At 46.0% G+C, this 17373-nt stretch carries 13 protein-coding genes; 8 read left to right on the forward strand and 5 right to left on the reverse strand.

Annotated features, from left to right (window positions below; translation table 11 throughout):
- The first annotated feature begins 287 nt into the window (after positions 1-287).
- Positions 288-824, forward strand: coding sequence for an RNA polymerase sigma factor (locus FEM33_RS07760; RefSeq protein WP_139011489.1), 537 nt, complete (start codon positions 288-290; stop codon positions 822-824).
- A gap of 70 nt (positions 825-894) precedes the next feature.
- Here the strand turns inward: FEM33_RS07760 and FEM33_RS07765 are convergent, their stop codons facing one another.
- On the reverse strand, positions 895-1503 hold the full coding sequence (locus FEM33_RS07765; protein WP_139011490.1) for a hypothetical protein: 609 nt from the start codon (positions 1501-1503) through the stop codon (positions 895-897).
- Positions 1504-1567: 64 nt separating this feature from the next.
- Positions 1568-2407, reverse strand: a complete 840-nt coding sequence (lgt, locus tag FEM33_RS07770) for a prolipoprotein diacylglyceryl transferase (RefSeq protein WP_139011491.1) — start codon at positions 2405-2407, stop codon at positions 1568-1570.
- 50 nt (positions 2408-2457) lie between these two features.
- Here lgt and yidD point away from each other — a divergent pair, with 50 nt between their 5' ends.
- Positions 2458-2667, forward strand: a complete 210-nt coding sequence (gene yidD, locus FEM33_RS07775) for a membrane protein insertion efficiency factor YidD (protein WP_139011492.1) — start codon at positions 2458-2460, stop codon at positions 2665-2667.
- Here yidD and FEM33_RS07780 read toward each other — a convergent pair whose 3' ends face one another.
- Together FEM33_RS07780 and prmC are read right to left on the reverse strand one after the other, a co-directional pair.
- Complete coding sequence (locus FEM33_RS07780) at positions 2668-3621, reverse strand: AAA family ATPase (RefSeq protein ID WP_139011808.1); 954 nt, start codon at positions 3619-3621, stop codon at positions 2668-2670.
- 66 nt (positions 3622-3687) lie between these two features.
- Positions 3688-4548, reverse strand: coding sequence for a peptide chain release factor N(5)-glutamine methyltransferase (prmC, locus tag FEM33_RS07785; RefSeq protein ID WP_139011493.1), 861 nt, complete (start codon positions 4546-4548; stop codon positions 3688-3690).
- Positions 4549-4639: 91 nt separating this feature from the next.
- Between prmC and ribD the strand changes: the two genes are divergently transcribed.
- The gene (gene ribD, locus FEM33_RS07790; RefSeq protein ID WP_229214137.1) at positions 4640-5719 is read left to right on the forward strand and encodes a bifunctional diaminohydroxyphosphoribosylaminopyrimidine deaminase/5-amino-6-(5-phosphoribosylamino)uracil reductase RibD; all 1080 of its coding nucleotides are present in this window, start codon (positions 4640-4642) and stop codon (positions 5717-5719) included.
- Here ribD and FEM33_RS07795 read toward each other — a convergent pair.
- Positions 5705-6478 (reverse strand): shikimate dehydrogenase family protein, encoded by a 774-nt coding sequence (locus FEM33_RS07795; protein ID WP_139011494.1) that lies wholly within the window; start codon positions 6476-6478, stop codon positions 5705-5707. The two genes, ribD and FEM33_RS07795, sit on opposite strands and share 15 nt — an antisense overlap.
- A 252-nt stretch (positions 6479-6730) precedes the next feature.
- On the opposite strand from FEM33_RS07795, the gene FEM33_RS07800 reads away from it, so the two are divergent.
- The 5 genes from FEM33_RS07800 to FEM33_RS07815 all read left to right on the forward strand — a co-directional run bounded on the left by FEM33_RS07800 (position 6731) and on the right by FEM33_RS07815 (position 17237).
- A complete protein-coding gene (locus tag FEM33_RS07800; protein ID WP_139011495.1) occupies positions 6731-12112 on the forward strand; it encodes a S8 family serine peptidase in 5382 nt (1793 codons plus the stop codon).
- 123 nt (positions 12113-12235) lie between these two features.
- Positions 12236-12556: a nucleoside hydrolase gene (locus tag FEM33_RS26685; RefSeq protein WP_229214138.1), complete on the forward strand. Its 321-nt coding sequence runs from the start codon at positions 12236-12238 to the stop codon at positions 12554-12556.
- A gap of 1 nt (position 12557) precedes the next feature.
- Entirely contained in the window at positions 12558-13217 is a 660-nt protein-coding gene (locus tag FEM33_RS07805) for a nucleoside hydrolase (protein ID WP_229214139.1), read from the forward strand.
- Positions 13218-13356: 139 nt separating this feature from the next.
- Positions 13357-15963 carry a family 20 glycosylhydrolase gene (locus tag FEM33_RS07810; RefSeq protein WP_139011496.1) on the forward strand — a complete coding sequence of 869 codons (2607 nt, stop codon included), beginning with the start codon at positions 13357-13359 and terminating at the stop codon, positions 15961-15963.
- 26 nt (positions 15964-15989) lie between these two features.
- Positions 15990-17237 (forward strand): MFS transporter, encoded by a 1248-nt coding sequence (locus FEM33_RS07815; RefSeq protein ID WP_139011497.1) that lies wholly within the window; start codon positions 15990-15992, stop codon positions 17235-17237.
- Positions 17238-17373 lie beyond the last annotated feature (136 nt).

Genomic DNA, 17373 nt, shown 5'->3' on the forward strand with positions numbered 1-17373 from the left:
TTGTTTTTATTCCGTAAAAATGGAAGCGCAGATTTAGTGAACAATAGCAGTAATACAGTCCGTAACAGCGCTTTATATCATAATCCTGCAAAAGGCAATCACTGCATTTTGCCAGGATTCCGAAGCTTGCATAATGATGAATTTCCGGGGAAAAAGTTGCTTGGATAAGCAGCCTGCATGGTAATCAGGTAGTGATGCATGAGATTTATCCGGAAATAAAAGTTACGCCGGCTTTTATCAGGCAGAATATAAACCTAAATCTTTACTATCGATAAATTTTTACAACTGTGACCTGTCCCGACGAAAATACGATCAGAAAAGCGATACAAGGTGATGCCGTTGCTTTTGCCAAATTATACAACCATTACAAAACGCCGGCCCTGCGCTTTACGGTTTCATTGCTGAAAGATGAAGAAGAAGCAGAAAATATGGTTCAGGATGTTTTTGTCAAAATCTGGGTGAAAAGAGCGCATATCAAACCCGAGTACAACTTTAATTCCTATCTTTTTGCCTGTCTGCGCAATATGGCGTTTGATCATTTCAGGAAACTGGAAAAAAGCGAACAGATGAGAAGGTATTATACCGAGGCGGCAAGGCTGGCAGAAGATGAAAAAGAGGAAAGTGAAAGGCGGATCAGCATGGTGCAGGCGGCAGTGGATTCTTTATCCATCAAAAGGAAACTGATCCTGAAATTGAATGTTGAAGAAGGCAAGTCTTATCAGGAAATTGCAGAATTTTTAAGAATTTCGAAAAATACGGTTAAAAACCAGTTGGTAAAAGCCAAGCAGATCTTGCGGGACAAAGTTGATTTTGCTGCGGTTTAAGCCTTTTTTCCTTAAACCTAATTGGGCCAGGTTCCGGAATGAAACTTCCTGGCATTACTGATCAGGATGATTACTTCAGATTGTTCAGTTTCGACAGGTTAATGGCGTTTATGACGTCTTTTAACTGGTTTATGGAAATATTTTCCCCTTCCGCATTAACCAGAAAACGTTCTGCAACCATTACATTCAGCACACCGGTTTTACTTGTATTGTCGTATTTTTCAAAAGCTTTATGCCCTTCTATGTCAGTCGTTTTTTCATGGCCCGAAGCAGTTTCACTGTTGATTCCGGCCATTGCACGGGAAGCAAGCGTCATCGTGGAAGTGCTTGCAATTCCTCCGGTATCAATAATTTCGATTCTGATTATCTGATCATTTTTCCCTTTGTAGCGGGCTTCTGCTGTTGAAATCAGGAACCCGGCCGCTCCGGATTTTTCGCCTTTTATCTGGATCCGGCTGAAGTTACCCAGTTTTTCAGCAAGCAGCATTTTAAGTTTGCTGATTTCAACCGGTTCGGAAGTCTTGCCGTTTTTCAGTTTTTTGACATTTTCTGCAATGGCCTGAATGGTACCGACGGGTTTTTTATTGCTGCCTGCGTTGTTTTCCCGACTGTTATCGGTGCAGCTGCTGATAAAAAGCAGGATGATGAATGCAAGTGACCGGACAGCTGAAGTGCTCATATAGCGAAGGTTAAGTTTTGATTTCAGCACTTCGGCTACGAGAAACTGTATCAACAGCAGCAACTCATCGGTTATGGACCGGTTCCTGTATTCGATGCTGTCTTGACCTTACGATAAAGTACACGCCAAGCAATACAGCAGGAATACTGAGGATCTGGCCCATGTTCAGTGCATAGTTATCCTCAAATGCTTCCTGATTTTCTTTAAGAAACTCATAAAAGAAGCGCAGCGTGAAAACCCATACAAAAAACACACCAACCATCAACCCGCGCGGCGTTGCGGCTTTGTACTTATTCCAGATCCACAGCAGGACAAAAAAGAGTATAAAGCAGGAAATGGATTCATATAACTGCGCCGGATGACGCGGAATCTGCCTGAATTCAAGATTTTTCATAAAAATAAATCCCCAGGGGACATCCGTTGGCCTTCCTACAATTTCAGAATTCATCAGATTGCCAAACCGGATAAATGCACCGCCCAAGGCAACGGTTATTACCATGCGGTCGGCAACCCAGAAAAACGTTTGTCCGGATGCGGCCCTCGAGCGGGAATACAGCCATAAGCCGGTAATAATTCCGATCACTGCGCCGTGACTTGCCAGACCTGCATAGGGCGGCAAAATAACTTCAAGCGGGTTTTTGAACAGAACCTCAGGCTCATAAAAAAGAAAATGCCCGATCCTTGCACCCAGGACTGTTGACAAAACCATATAAAGGGTCAGTGAATCAATATCTTCCAGCGGTTTGCCTTCTTTTTTGAAAATATGGATCATGATTTGCTGCCCGATCAGGAAACCGGCTGCAAAAAGAAGCCCATACCAGCGTACAGGAAAAGGGCCAAAGCCGGAAAATTCAGGAATGGTAAAGATTTCGGGACTTGCATCCCATATAATAAACGAAATCATGCCTTTGTGATGTTAATTGTCAAATATACTATTTTGATACAACAAGAGAAATGAAAACTTTGCTCATAGGACTGGTGCGGATATATCAGGGTGTGCTGTCGCCTTATTTGCCGAATTCCTGTCGTTACACGCCTACTTGCTCGCTGTATATGATTCAGGCCATACAGAAACACGGCGCTGTAAAAGGTACCTGGCTTGGCCTTAAGCGCTTTTCCAGGTGCCATCCATGGGGCGGGCACGGCCATGATCCGGTGCCGTAATCAGCCGATTGCTACTTTGCGCAGAATGGAATCAATAATGGTGGTAGTCCGGATACCGTCAGCCTCGGCTTCGTAATTCAGCAAAATGCGGTGATTCATGATGTCCGGCGCCAGTTCCTTGATATCTTCCGGCAGCACGTAATCTCTTCCTTCCAGGTAAGCCAGTGCTTTGGCCGCCCGGTTCAGGTAAATAGTTGCTCTCGGAGAAACGCCGAACTGAATATACCGCGCTTCGTCCCGCAAGCCGTAATCCAGCGGACGTCGGGTGGCAAATACAAGTTCAATGATGTACCTTTCCAGCGTGTCGGAAATGTTTACTTTGTTGACGTTCTCGCGGATGGCAAAAATGTCCGCTTTGTTCAGGATCGGCCGGATTTCATAATCGTAGTTGATGTCCGACATCCGGCGCATGACTTCCAGTTCTTTTACCTTATCCAGATAATCAACGTAAACTTTCATCATAAACCGGTCGATCTGCGCTTCGGGAAGCGGATAAGTTCCTTCCTGTTCCACCGGATTCTGGGTGGCAAGAACAATAAAAGGGCGGTCGAGAAGGTAAGTTTCGTCGCCGATTGTCACCTGTTTTTCCTGCATGGCTTCCAGCAGGGCCGACTGCACTTTTGCAGGCGAGCGGTTTACTTCATCGGCCAGAATAATATTGGAGAAAATAGGTCCTTTTTTAACCTCGAAATCACCGATTTTCGGCTTGTAAATCATGGTTCCGATCAGGTCGGCAGGTAAAAGGTCCGGTGTAAACTGAATTCTTTTGAAATCAAGATGCAGTACTTTGGACATGACATTGATCGTCAATGTTTTTGCCAGGCCGGGAACTCCTTCCAGCAGCACATGGCCGCCCGTGAACAGTCCGATCAGCAGCCGGTTCAGCAGTTTGTCCTGGCCGACAACCACTTTGCCCATTTCATCAAGTACCTCTCTTATTTTTTCTATATACATTGATTTGTATTCGTTAATCATAGCGGCCGGCAGTATGGAACAACCGGCGCAAGGAAAATGCAGCAGTTATTCCCAGATGGCTCTTACAAAACGGTCTTTGCCATTGATATCACGCAGGATTTCTACATTTTTATAATTTCTGTCTTCAAAAACCTGTCTGGTTTCTGCGCCGAAATGTTCATTGATTTCAACATAACATTTACCGGCCGGTTTCAGATAATGCGTGCCGAAGTCTGCAATGGCCTTGTAAAAAAGCAAAGGATCGCTGTCCTCGACAAACAAGGCTTCATGCGGTTCGAAGCGGAGTACATTGGGCCGCATATGCTCTGCTTCAGAGTAAGTTACATAAGGAGGATTGCTCACAAGGCAATCAAACTGGATAATGTTTCCCGGCAATGGAAACGTTACGTTCAGCATGTCCTGCTTGGCAAAATTCACGTCTGCAATAAGCTGGCGGGCATTTTCCCGTGCTACGGCAAGGGCTTCATCCGAAACATCCCAGGCATGAACGGAAACATGCGGGAGAAATCTGGCGAGTACAATGGCGATGCAGCCGCTGCCGGTTCCGATGTCCAGTATGGAAATATTCTTGTCCGGCTCGGCATAATCGCGCGTAACCATTCTGACGAGTTCTTCCGTTTCCGGGCGCGGGATCAGAACGGAGGATGAAACCCGGAATTCGAGTCCGCAGAATTCGGTGGAGCCGATGATATGTTGTACGGGTTCATTATTGTTCAGGCGCGAAATGATGCTTTCCCAGTCGGGCTGGGCAGAAGTTTCAGGAATCGGCCTGTCAACAAGCACATCAATGTTGCGTAAACGCATGTAATGTTCAAGCAGCATAAAAGTGATGGCTTGCGCTTCTTTTTCAGGATATACTTTAATGCCTTTTACAATGTATAGATATAGCTGGCGTGCAGAAGTCATTTTCAGATTATTTTATTGCAATGTCGGAAAGTTAGCAAATTATAGGAACTCACGAAAGTTGCATTTAAGAAGAGGTTTGTATTTTTGCTTCATGGACGCAAATAATCAATGGATGCAGCGGGCACTGCAGCTTGCCGCATATGGTCGCGGAAGCGTAAGCCCCAACCCGATGGTCGGATGCGTTATTGTATATGAAAACCGGATTATAGGCGAAGGTTGGCACCGGAAATACGGCGGTCCGCATGCGGAAGTAAGGGCCATTGAAGATGCAGGAGAAAAAGAAAATGCGGATTTGCTGGACAAATCCACGGCGTATGTGACGCTGGAACCCTGTTCGCATTACGGCAAAACGCCGCCATGCGCCGATCTGTTGATCCGGAAAAAGATCAGAAAGGTTGTCATCTGCAACGACGACCCGAACCCGCTCGTTTCAGGAAGCGGCATAAAACGCATGTTGGAAGCGGGCATTGAAGTAGAAAGCGGCATGCTTGCCGGTGAAGGCGAGAAACTGAACAAACGGTTTTTTACCGCCATGCGGCAGAAAAGGCCCTATGTTATCCTGAAATGGGCTGAGAGTGCCGACGGTTTTATAGGCCATGCTGCTGGTCCTCCGGTTCAGATCAGCGGGTCGTTATCCAATATGCGCGTCCACAAATGGCGTACCGAAGAAGATGCCATTCTGGTGGGATTCAAAACGGCATTGCTGGACAATCCAAGGCTTAACGTGCGGAACTGGCATGGAAAAAACCCGGTGAGAACAGCGTTGGACAGATTTCTTCAGCTTCCTGAAAAGCTTAACTTTTTTGACGGTTCGCAGCCCACCATTATTGTAAATCATCTGGAACAAACCATTGTGCCGACAGATCCGGAACGGTATGCCGAAAATCCTGCAATTGCTTACGTACAGGTTGAAGCCGGCCAAAATGAAATTCAGCAGTTGCTTGCGAAGCTGCATGAACGCAAAATCCAGTCGGTTTTCGTAGAAGGCGGTGCTACGGTGATCAATGCGTTTTTGCAGGCTGGTTTATGGGATGAAATCAGAAAGTGCCAGGGGCCGAAAATAATCGGAAGCGGAGTCAAAGCGCCGTTGGCAGAAGGAATCCTGACGGATTCCGAAAAGGTTCAGGATGATCTCTGGACATTTTATTCCAGAAGTTCAGACACTCCATAAGTTTTCCTCGTTCGTCCAGATTTCCCAGGCTTTTTCAGCCTGAAGTTCCAGCATTTTGAGCCCGTTCTGCACAGCCGCTCCTTTTGCATGTCCGTTTTTGAGGAACACCGTTTCGGCCGGATTATAAACCAGATCGTACAGATAATGCTTTTTGGTTACCCATTGAAAAGGTATGGCAGGACATTCTTCTGTTTTCGGGAAAGTGCCCAGCGGCGTTGTATTGATAATCAGCAGGTGTGAGCTCAGTATTTCTTCCGATAATTGCTCGTACAGAATGGAATCGTCGCTTTTCTGGCGCGATACAATCTGAAATTCCATATGCAGGTCCTGTAATGCGACTTGTACCGCTTTTGCCGCACCGCCGTTTCCAAGCACGAGTGCTTTGAAGTTGCTGCACGATTCACCCCGTTTTTCCAGCCATTCGGTCAGTGACTGGCGAAATCCGTAATAATCCGTATTGAAGCCCTTTGTGCTTCCGTCCGCATAGATTTTAATGGTATTCACGGCTCCGATCCGTTCCGCGGAGGCATCGTCCAGATCATCAAGATAAGCGATTACGTCTTTTTTATATGGAATTGTGACGTTCAGTCCTCTCAGATCCGTTTTCTTTTTCAGCAAAGCCGGCAATTCGTCCAGCGTTTTCATTTCATAAAGCTCATAACTGCTTTCCTTGATTTTCTCGCGTATGAACTTGTCTGTAAAGTAACGTTTTGAGAATGAATGTGTCAGCGGATAACCGATTAAACCGTATAAATTCATATTTTCTGGTCGGCTTGAACGACTTTGTTTAGTGAGACTGGATTTCGGGAAAGTAGCCGATTTTTCAGACAATTCATACAAATACACCGGCACTTTCTCCGGCTGCTAAGTTAACGCTGTGAGATGCATTTACAAAAACTTGCAATCCTCGGCTTTTTTTATCCGGTGAAATCAGGCGGTTCGGAGGCTCATTTTATTTGTAAATCTTTGAAAAATAAAGTACAATTACTCTTTGTATTTAGTTGATTCTTTATGAAACTGAAAAACGTTTACCACACACTTGTTTTCTTTCACCTTGTTTCATTTTTTGCCTATTCACAGGAAGCAAAAGATTACAGGATTCTTCTGAAAAGCGGCTCTTTTACGCCGCAAAAAAATATTTCATCCGGTAAAAGCCATCCGGTCAACGCAAAGCATTCGGCCGTTGATTCAAAAGAATTTGTAATCATCCAGTTTGAGGCTGTTCCCGATCAGAAAACCAGAGATCAGCTGAAACGGGAAGGCATTGAACTGCTCGAATACATTCCCAATTACGCCTATACGGCAGTCATTTCCGGTTGCTCTGCAAATGTACTGGCCAGAATGGGCGGCCGGTCTGTCATTACATTGTCTCCCGAACAGAAAATGCAGCCTGCGCTGGCAAGAGGTCCTATTCCTGCTTATGCCGTACGACGTGCAGGAACCGTTGATGTATGGATCAATTATCCAAAGGCATTTCAGTTTAAAGAAGTAACGGATCAGTTGAAAGAACGGCATTTTGAAATACTTTCCGATCAGTTCAAAGATCATCAGGTGCTTTCTTTGAGGGTTGCGGCTGAAAGACTTACGGAGCTGGCTTCGCTGCCATTTATCCAGTATGTGCAGGCGATTCCGCCGGATGACCAGGCATTCAATGATAAAAGTACGGTTAATGCAAGGGCCAATATGCTGCATTCTGCACTGAACGGCCGACCGGATCTGTCGGGTAAAGGCGTTACCGTCGGGGTAGGGGACGAGTCCAATCCTTTGCAGCATATTGACTTTTCCGGACGCATTATTAACCGGACGCCTGCCAAAGAAGGTTCGCATGGCCTGCATGTCATGGGAACGCTCGCCGGCGCAGGAATCATGAATGAGAAATACGCGGGTTATGCCCCGAAAGCAAAGCTGGTCGTTCAGGAATATTCAAAAATCCTTGCCTATGCACCGGTTTATGTAAAGGATTTCGGAATGGTGATTACCAATAATTCGTATGGCGGGGATGTCAACAATTGCGAAACCTTCGGCACTTACGACCTTTATTCACGCATTCTGGATGAGCAGGCTTTTCAGATGCCTTATCTGCAGCATGTATTTGCTTCGGGAAACAGCGGTTCTGTGGCATGCAGTCCGTACCCGACGGGTTTTGCCAATGTACTGAGCGGATACCAGACTGCGAAAAACGTGATCAGTGTAGGAAATACGTCGGCAATCGGTTTAATTGCCAGCGGTTCCAGTCGCGGGCCTGTCAGAGACGGCCGCATCAAACCGGAAATCACTGCGCAGGGCTCGGCTGTAATTTCCACTGTTCCGGTCAATAATTACGGCAATGCAACGGGAACCAGTATGTCTTCTCCGGCAGTGGCAGGCGGTCTGGCCCTGTTATATGAACGTTACCGGCAGCTTCACCAGAACCTCAATCCGAAAAATGCCTTGATGAAAGCGCTTGTGTGCAACGGCGGAACGGACAAAGGAAATGAAGGCCCGGATTACAAATACGGATTTGGCTGGCTGAACCTGGAACGTTCAGTTCAAATGCTGGAAAACAATCATTACAAAAATGATTCGGTAAGTCATCAGAATACAAAACTGCATACGATTGCAGTTCCTGTAAATACAGCCGAACTGAAAGTAATGCTGTACTGGAATGATCCGGCGGCAGCTGTTCTTTCCGCTCAGAACCTTGTCAACGATCTCGATCTGAGCGTAACAGATCCTTGGTCGGCAGTAACTTTGCCCCGGCTTCTGGACCCGACGCCGGCAAACGTGAACAATGTGGCCGTTACGGGAGTTGATAAAATCAACAATGCAGAACAGGTCATAATCCAGAATCCGGCGGCGGGCAATTATACGATTTCGGTGAAAGGAAGTTCGGTGGGCCAGAATCCGAATCAGGAATATTTTGTGGTATACGATATTATTCCGAATTCTGTTCAGCTTACTTATCCGATCGGCAATGAACGGCTGAAAGACGATGAGGCCATTTCCGTAAGCTGGGATTCCTATGGAAATCCGTCCACTACATTTACGGTTCAGTATTCGCTGGACAACGGCTTGCAATGGAGCAATATCGCGCAGAACCTGGCTGCCAATGTGCGGCAGTTTTCCTGGACCGTACCGGCCGCAGCAACTACGGATAAAGCCAGAATAAGAGTTATTCAGAACAGCACCGGAATAGAAAGTGCAAGCGAGCCTTTTACGATTCTGGGGATTCCGGTTGTAAGCCTGTCCGCAGTGCAGTGTGAAGATTACATTTCGCTGGACTGGACGCCGGTTACAGGCGCTACCGATTATGAAGTCATGCTTTTAAAAGGAGATGAAATGATTTCTGCCGGCACAACTTTATCCACGAATTATGTGCTCAGCGGCATGAACAGCGACAGCACTTATTTCCTTTCCGTACGGGCGCGGTTAAACGGACATCCCGGCCGAAGAGCACTGGCTGTTTCACGCAGGCCGGACAGCGGAACGTGCGTCGGAACGATTTCTGATAACGACCTGAAAATCGAGGCAATCCTTTCACCTGCGCGTTCGGGAAGAAAAAATACTTCCACGCAGTTTACCGGAAATACGCCTGTTAAAATCAGGATCAGAAACCTGGACGATACGGATTCTAATGTACCGTTTAACGTTGGCTATACTTTAAACGGCGTTTCTTCATCTTTGGAAACCATTAGCCCGGTTATTGAAAAAGGTAAAACGTACGATCATACTTTCAGTGTTGCAGCAGATTTGTCCAATGCCGGCGATTATGCCCTGACTGTTTTTCTGAGCAAGGCCAATGACAAAGTAGTTGCCAACGATACGCTTTCAACAACAATCCGTCATTCATCTAATGACCCTGTAACACTGCCGTTTACCGACAATATGGAAGCATTTCCGGTTCAGACCGTACATGCTGCTCCAAACGAAATTTCCGGAATGGGCCGTTATGATTTCAGTTCCACATCGGATGCAGGACGTTTGAGGACGTTTGTAAATTCAGGCATAGCATTTTCGGGTGAAAAGGCACTTACGCTGGATGCAGACCGGTATTTTGCCAGCGGAAACATCAATTTTCTGGATGCTACATTCAACCTTGCGGCTTATGATATTGCAAGCAAAGACATTCGCGTAAGTTTCCGTTATAAAAACCATGGCCAAAAAGCGGGCATCGGCAATAAAGTATGGATCCGAGGCAAAGAAACTGATCCGTGGATAGAGGCATTCGATCTTGTTGAAAATCAGAACCTGCCGGAAAATGGCTACAAAATGGCTCCGGCAATCGAAGTCAGTAATCTGCTGCTTGGTAACAACAAAATCCTGACGTCCGGATTTCAGGTGCGGTTTGGACAGAACGGAAATACAATAGCGGCCGATTATACCAGCGGTGCAGGCTATACTTTTGATGATATCAGCATTTTTACCGTCACGGACGACATTCAGGTGCTTGCTTTGGTTGCGCCACTGGCCGAAAACTGCGGTTCGGGCAATCAGGAGCCGGTTACGGTTCAGGTAAAAAACAGCTCGTCCGGTGACATGACGAATATTCCGGTATTTTATCAGCTCAACAACGGCGCTGTGATCAGCGAAGTAATTCCGTTTATCCAGAAAAAAACGACTTTAAACTATACTTTTACAAACAAGGCCGATCTGACAACATTCGGAACTTACAACCTGAAAGTATGGACGGCACTCGCAAGCGACAGTTATCATTTAAATGACAGTCTGAAAACCGAACTTCACAATGCTCCCGTAATCAGTACTTTTCCGTATCTGCAGAATTTTGAAACAAACGACGGATTCTGGTATAGCCACGGAACGAACAATTCGTGGCAGTACGGCGTTCCGGCTTCTGCCCGGATCAGCCATGCTGCAAGCGGCAAAAAAGCCTGGAAAACCAATCTGGCAGGAAATTACAACGATAAAGAAGATTCGTATCTGTATTCTCCGTGCTTTGCCGTTTCGGGGCTTGCTGCGCCGGCACTGAGTTTCAGCGTAGCCCTGGACCTGGAAGTTTGCAATCCGGATGCATGTGATTTTGTATACATTGAATATTCAGGAAACGGCGGTCAATGGACACGCCTCGGGGCTGCCGGGCAAGGCACAAACTGGTATAACAAAATATATTCAGGACAAAGCGTATGGAGTGTTCAGGATTATTCCAGATGGCATGTCGCCAGCATTCCGCTGCCCACAGGATTCACTGATCTCAAACTGCGCTTCGTCATGCATTCCGATAATTTCACGCACCGCGACGGCATCGCTGTTGACGACATTCACATTTATGATAAAATAAACAGCATTTATGACGGCGCAACGATGAGTACTGCCGTAACGCAAAACATTCCTGCAAACAACAACTGGGTGCATTTTACGGAAAATGGAAAAAGGATTGCATCCGTTAATTCCAACGGCCAGAATCTGGGAAATACCGAAGTACAGGCTTACATTCATGCAGGAACGGTAAGAAATGCAAATGGCCAGTATTATCTTGACCGGAATATTTCTATAAAACCGGCAAACGGAAACCTGACGGATTCTGCTTCGGTAAGGCTGTATTTTCTGGACAAAGAGTCGGAAACGCTGATCAATGCGTCAGGATGTAACGATTGCGAAAAGCCGTCGGAAGCATATGAACTTGCCGTTTCAAAATACAGCCATACGGATCAGTCCAAGGAAGACGGAAACCTGGATAACAACATGGCAGGAAACTGGAATCTTCTGGCTTCTTCCAAAGTGACCAAAGTGCCTTTTGAGCAGGGTTATTATGCCGAGTTCAAGGTGAAGGATTTTTCTGAATTCTGGCTTGCAAGAAAGTTTGTCGGCCCGGCGGGTGCCTTGCCGGTGGAGCTGGTTTGGTTTACTGTCGAGAAAAATGAGCAGGACGGCGCATTTCAGGCGATTATTGCATGGGAAACAGCTTTTGAAGACCATTTTGACCACTTTGAAATAGAACTTGCAAAAGGAGATGAGGCTTACCGTCTGAACCATTTTACTTCGTTAACATCCGTTCCGGGAAACGGTACGCTGCATACAGGCCGAAAATATACGTTTACCGACGGGAATATTACCGAAACCGGCATCCGGTATTACAGGCTGAAAATGGTGGATGCGGACGGAAGCTTTCAGTATTCGAGTGTAAAGGCTGTTATTTTTGATGGAAAAATCAAATGGAACGTTTACCCGAATCCGTCTTCGGGCATTTTCAACATCACATATAAAGCCGAAAAAGGGCAACGGATAACCTTTAAAATATACGATCTGAACGGCCGGTTGTGCAACAATACAAGCTCGGAAGCGACAGGGTCGGTACAAAAGCAGTCCGTGGATTTATCGGAGCAAGCGCGTGGCCTGTATTTTATTGAAGTAAAAACAGAAAAAGAAAAGCAGGTTTTTAAGGTTGTGAAAGAGTAGTTCCAGAATGCGCCAAAGTTTTGTAACCGGATATTTAACAATTTTCTGCCGCACTGCATCAATTCTGAATGATCATACGAATATATTACCGGTTTTATGGTTCAAAGCTTTTTATCCATTGTTATGCACAAGTTTTTTCTGCTGTTTTTACTTTTTACTTTTTCTTCTGCAATGGCCCAAACGGGCGGCAGACAAGCCAATGCAATCATTCTGGATACGGATATAGGTCCGGATTATGACGATGTGGGTGCCATGGCGGTCATGCACGCACTGGCCGACCGCGGTGAAGCAAAGCCGCTGGCTGTTATTTCCTGCAACAAAAACGAACTCGTCGTTCCCACAATCGAGATAATCAATACATTTTTCGGACGTCCTGAATTGCCGACCGGCGCCCCGAAAGGAACTGCTGCACCCGATCAACGGCGCTTTTCAGAAATGGCCTGAAATGCTGACGGAAAAATACCCGCACAAAATAGCCAGAACTTCCGACGCACCGGACGCCGTGGAAACCTATCGTAAAATCCTTGCAAAGCAGCCGGACAAAAGTGTAACCATCATTACAATCGGTTTTCTGACAAACCTTGCCGGTTTGCTGGATTCCCAAGCGGATGCCAGTTCGCAGCTTTCCGGTGCAAATCTGATCCGCAAAAAAGTGAAATTACTGGTTTCCATGGCTGGCGCATTTCCGCAGGGAAGAGAGTATAATGTGCTTGTGGATTCACTGGCTTCACAAAAGGTTTTTTCGGAATGGCCTACGGATATTGTCTTCAGCGGATGGGAAATAGGGGAAAAAATTAAAACAGGCTTGAAAGTCATTGCAAACGAGCAGTTAAAAAGCCCGGTCAAGGATGTTTATCAACTGGCCATGCCGAAAGCCAAAGAGGATGCAAACGGCAGAATGAGCTGGGACCAGACTGCTGTTCTGGTGGGTATCCGCGGCGTTCAGCCCTATTTCGGCCTGAAAAAAGGCAGGATCATTGTCGAAGGCGGAAATAACAAATGGCAGGATGATCCGATGGGCCCGCACGCGTACCTTACGCAGCAAATGCCGGCCGGCCAATTAACGGAACTGATCGAAGGCCTGATGATGTGGGAAGGGAAATAATACCGGTATTTTCAAGTCCTGACAAAGATTCTTCTGTAAAAAAGAATATCAGCCAAAATAAGATTGATGCCTGTAAAAAGCAATGACTTTCATTGTTTCGTGCGTTATTTGCAGCCTTGTTTTAATATTTAATTTACTTATGAAAAAGATTGTTCTATTTCAATTGGTTGTACTCAGCATTATACTTTTGGCCGGATGCGGGCAGTCGGGCGGAGTATCAAAGGAACAGGCGGAGAAAATCGGTATTTCCTGGAAACTGGTCAGCAATTTTGTGGAGCCGGCCGGCACCTTCGAAGCAAAATTCACGATCCGCAACGGAAGTGACTTCACAATGGACGGCAGCAACTGGGCATTGTTTTTCAATATGTCGCCGAGGCCGATACAGACCAATAAAACGCCTCAGCCGGCAACAGTCGAGCACATCAATGGCGACTGGTATAAAATGGTTCCGTCAAAAGACTTCAAACTGAATTCCGGAGATTCGATTGTCATAAATTACAGAGGTACGGATGCGGTTATCAAAGAAACGGATGCGCCGCTCGGGCTGTATTTTGTTTTCTACGACAAAGAAGGAAAGGAAAAAGATATTGTTCAGGTTGCAGATTACAGCATTGAGCCGTTTACAACCAAAGAACAGATTCTGAGAGGAAAAAATGACCGCAGACAAATCCCGACGGCGGAAACACGTTACAAGGATAATCTGGCTTTTACTAAAATAGGAGCGGAGCAGCTGCTGAAAATCATTCCAAGTCCGGTTAAAATAAATGCGGGCAGCGGAACATTCGCACTCAGCAGCAAAAGTCACATTTTTTATCAGGAAGGTCTGGAAAATGAAGCCCGGTTTATGGCTGCAAAGCTGAAAACCTTATCCGGAACAGACTTCACAATCAAGAACGGCTTGCCGGCAAACGGCACGGCGGATTCTTCGGCCATTGTTTTGAGAACGGATAAAATAACGGTTAACGGCATTGCAAAAGAAGCATATCATCTTGGCATTGATCAGAAAGGGATTACGATCAGCGGAAGTGATGCGGCGGGTGTTTTTTACGGCATACAAAGTCTGCTGCAGCTTGTTCCGACTGCAAATTACCAGAAAGCAGGAAACACAATTAATCTGGGATATGTACAGGTGGAAGATGCGCCGAGGTTTCATTTCCGGAGCCTGCATCTGGATGTAGCCAGAAATTTCCAGACGAAAGAATCCGTCAAGCGAATTCTGGATTTGTTGGCGTCTTATAAAGTAAATCATCTGCTTTTTTATATAACCGAAGATGAAGGCTGGCGGGTAGAAATTGACGGTTTGCCTGAACTGACCGAGATCGGCTCGCAACGCAGTCATACTGCAGGGATGAATGTATCGGCTTTGCACCCGAGCTATGGTTCCGGTCCGGTGGCTAATGACGAAGGCAAATACGGAAGCAGCCATTATACCAAAGCCGATTTTATCGAAATCCTGAAGTATGCGAATGAAAGGCATATCAAAGTAATTCCCGAGCTGAATTTTCCCGGACATGCACTGGCGGCCATCAAATCCATGGAAGCACGTTATGACAGACTGATGAAAGAAGGCAAGGAAAAAGAAGCCAATGAATACCGGCTGATTGATCCGGAGGATAAATCGGTATACATTTCAGCGCAGGGTTATAAAAACAACGTCGTGAGTGTTGCGCGGGAATCTACTTATCATTTTTATGAAAAAGTAGTGGATGAAATAGCCAAATTGTACAAGCAAGCGGGTTTGACAATGGATACGTTCCATACCGGCGGTGACGAAGTAGCCGAAGGCGTCTGGACCAAATCGCCCATGGCAGCCAAACTGATGAAGGAAAACCCGAATATCAAGGATGCAAAAAACCTGCAGTCCTACTTTTTCGGAAAGCTGCTGCCAAGACTGGAAAAACGCAATCTGAAAGTACATGGCTGGGAAGAAGTTGCGCTTACCAAAACGCCCGAAGGCATTTATCTCCCCAATCCGGAATTTGCCAAACGGCCCGTTGTTCCTTATATATGGAACAACATCTTTGATGTGGACCTTGGCAACAGGCTTGCCAACGCAGGTTATCAGGTTGTGTTCTGCAATGTGACCAATTTCTATTTTGACATGTCGTATAACAATGATCCGAAGGAACCCGGATTATATTGGGGCGGATTTGTGGATACACGCGATAACTGGGCATTTGCGCCGTTCAATATGTTCAGGACAACAGAGGAAAATGCATTGGGAAAACCTTTGAAAGAAGAATTCGTCGGAAAACAGCTGCTGAAACCGGAAGCAAGAAAAAATGTACTCGGTATTGAAGCGCAGCTATGGAGTGAAACCATAAAAGGCCGCGATATGATGGAATATTCTGTTCTGCCAAAGTTGCTCGGATTTTCAGAAAGTGCATGGTCGCCTGAACGCAAATGGGAGAACGTCGCGGACGCAGCAGCAAGAGGAAAAATGATTATGGAAGGCTGGAATATTTTTGCCAACTCGATTGCCCAGAAACATCTTCCGAGACTGAAATATGTAAACGGCGGTTATAATTACCGTTTGCCGATGCCGGGAGCAGTTGTTGAAAACGGTATGCTGAAAGCAAATGTAGAACTTCCGGGCCTGGATATTCGCTACACGACGGATGGTTCCGAACCCACTACGACATCTCCGGCTTATGCCGCGCCGGTGAAAGTTTCGGGTACTGTCAAATTGAAAAGCTTTGATCTTGCCGGACGATCAAGCCGGACGAGCGTTGTAACTGCAAATTAATCAGGCATTGAATCCGGGATTTTCTTATGCAAAGAAATGCGTTTATAGTTGTTCTTATTCTGCTTATCTTTTTTGTCATCTCGTTTCTGACCAATATTCTCGGCCCGATTATTCCGGATATTGTCAAAAGTTTTGACCTGAGTATCGGGCTTGCGGGCTTTCTGCCGTTTTCGTTTTTTGTTGCTTACGGCATTATGTCCATTCCGGCCGGGCTGATGGTTGAGAAATACAGAGAGAAGAACGTGCTGATCATTGCATTTACGCTGGCTTTTGCCGGCGCGCTGCTGTTTGCACTGATTCCCGGATTTGCAGTTGCCTTGTTATCGCTGTTTATGATCGGGATCGGCATGGCGATGCTTCAGGTCGTTATTAATCCGCTGATGAGAGTGTCCGGCGGGGAAGAGAAGTTTGCATTTTATCTGGTTTTGGCGCAGCTCTTCTTCGGTGCAGCTTCTTTTCTCAGCCCGCTGCTATACAGTTATCTTGTTTTGAACGTGCATTCTGGGAAGCCGGGGTTTTTGATTGATATACTGAACAACCTTGTTCCGGCATCGCTCAAATGGGTTTCATTGTACTGGGTTTTTGCTGTGATTTCCTTTGCGATGGTTGTCGTTATCCGGATGGTGAAGTTCCCGAAAGTGGTTCTGCTTGAAGATGAGCGAATGGACATCGGCAATTCCTTTAATGAACTGATCAGAAACAGAACAGTTTGGCTTTTTTTCATTGGAATGTTTTCCTACGTTGGAACCGAACAGGGAATTGCCAACTGGATTTCACAGTTTTTACAGACTTATCACGGCGTTGATCCGGCCACTACGGGCGCATCCGTCATTTCGTATTTCTGGGGTTTGCTTACGGTCGGGTGCATTCTGGGGCTGATTCTTCTGAAACTGCTCGACAGCCGTAAGGTTCTGATCGCATTTACGACCGGTGCCATTATCGCTTTATTATCCGCTTTGTTTGGCTCTGCTGAAACTGCGTTGTATGCTTTTCCTGCGACCGGCTTTTTTGCCTCCGTGATGTATTCTGTTATTTTTTCGCTCGCGCTTAATTCAGTGCCGAGGCATCACGGAACATTTTCCGGAATCATGTGCACAGGAATTGCCGGCGGGGCAGTTGTACCGTTAATCATCGGAGGATTGGCAGAATTGTTTGGTCTGCAGCTTGCCATGCTGTTTCTTTTCATTCCGCTTGGCTACATTCTAAGCATTGGATTATGGGCAAAACCTTTGATCAATAATGACCGGATTACAAGTATAAAGGAGATTTTTTGACTGACGGTTTGGGAGGAGGTGTGTGGAGTTGTAGACTGTTATTTTTAGACATGGGTTGTTATTTTTAGACATGGGTTGTCATTTTTAGTCATGGGTTGTCATTTTTAGTCATGGGTTGTCATTTTTAGTCATTGAT

Source organism: Dyadobacter flavalbus, assembly GCF_006149045.1.
GTDB classification, from domain to species: Bacteria; Bacteroidota; Bacteroidia; order Cytophagales; family Spirosomataceae; genus Dyadobacter; species Dyadobacter flavalbus.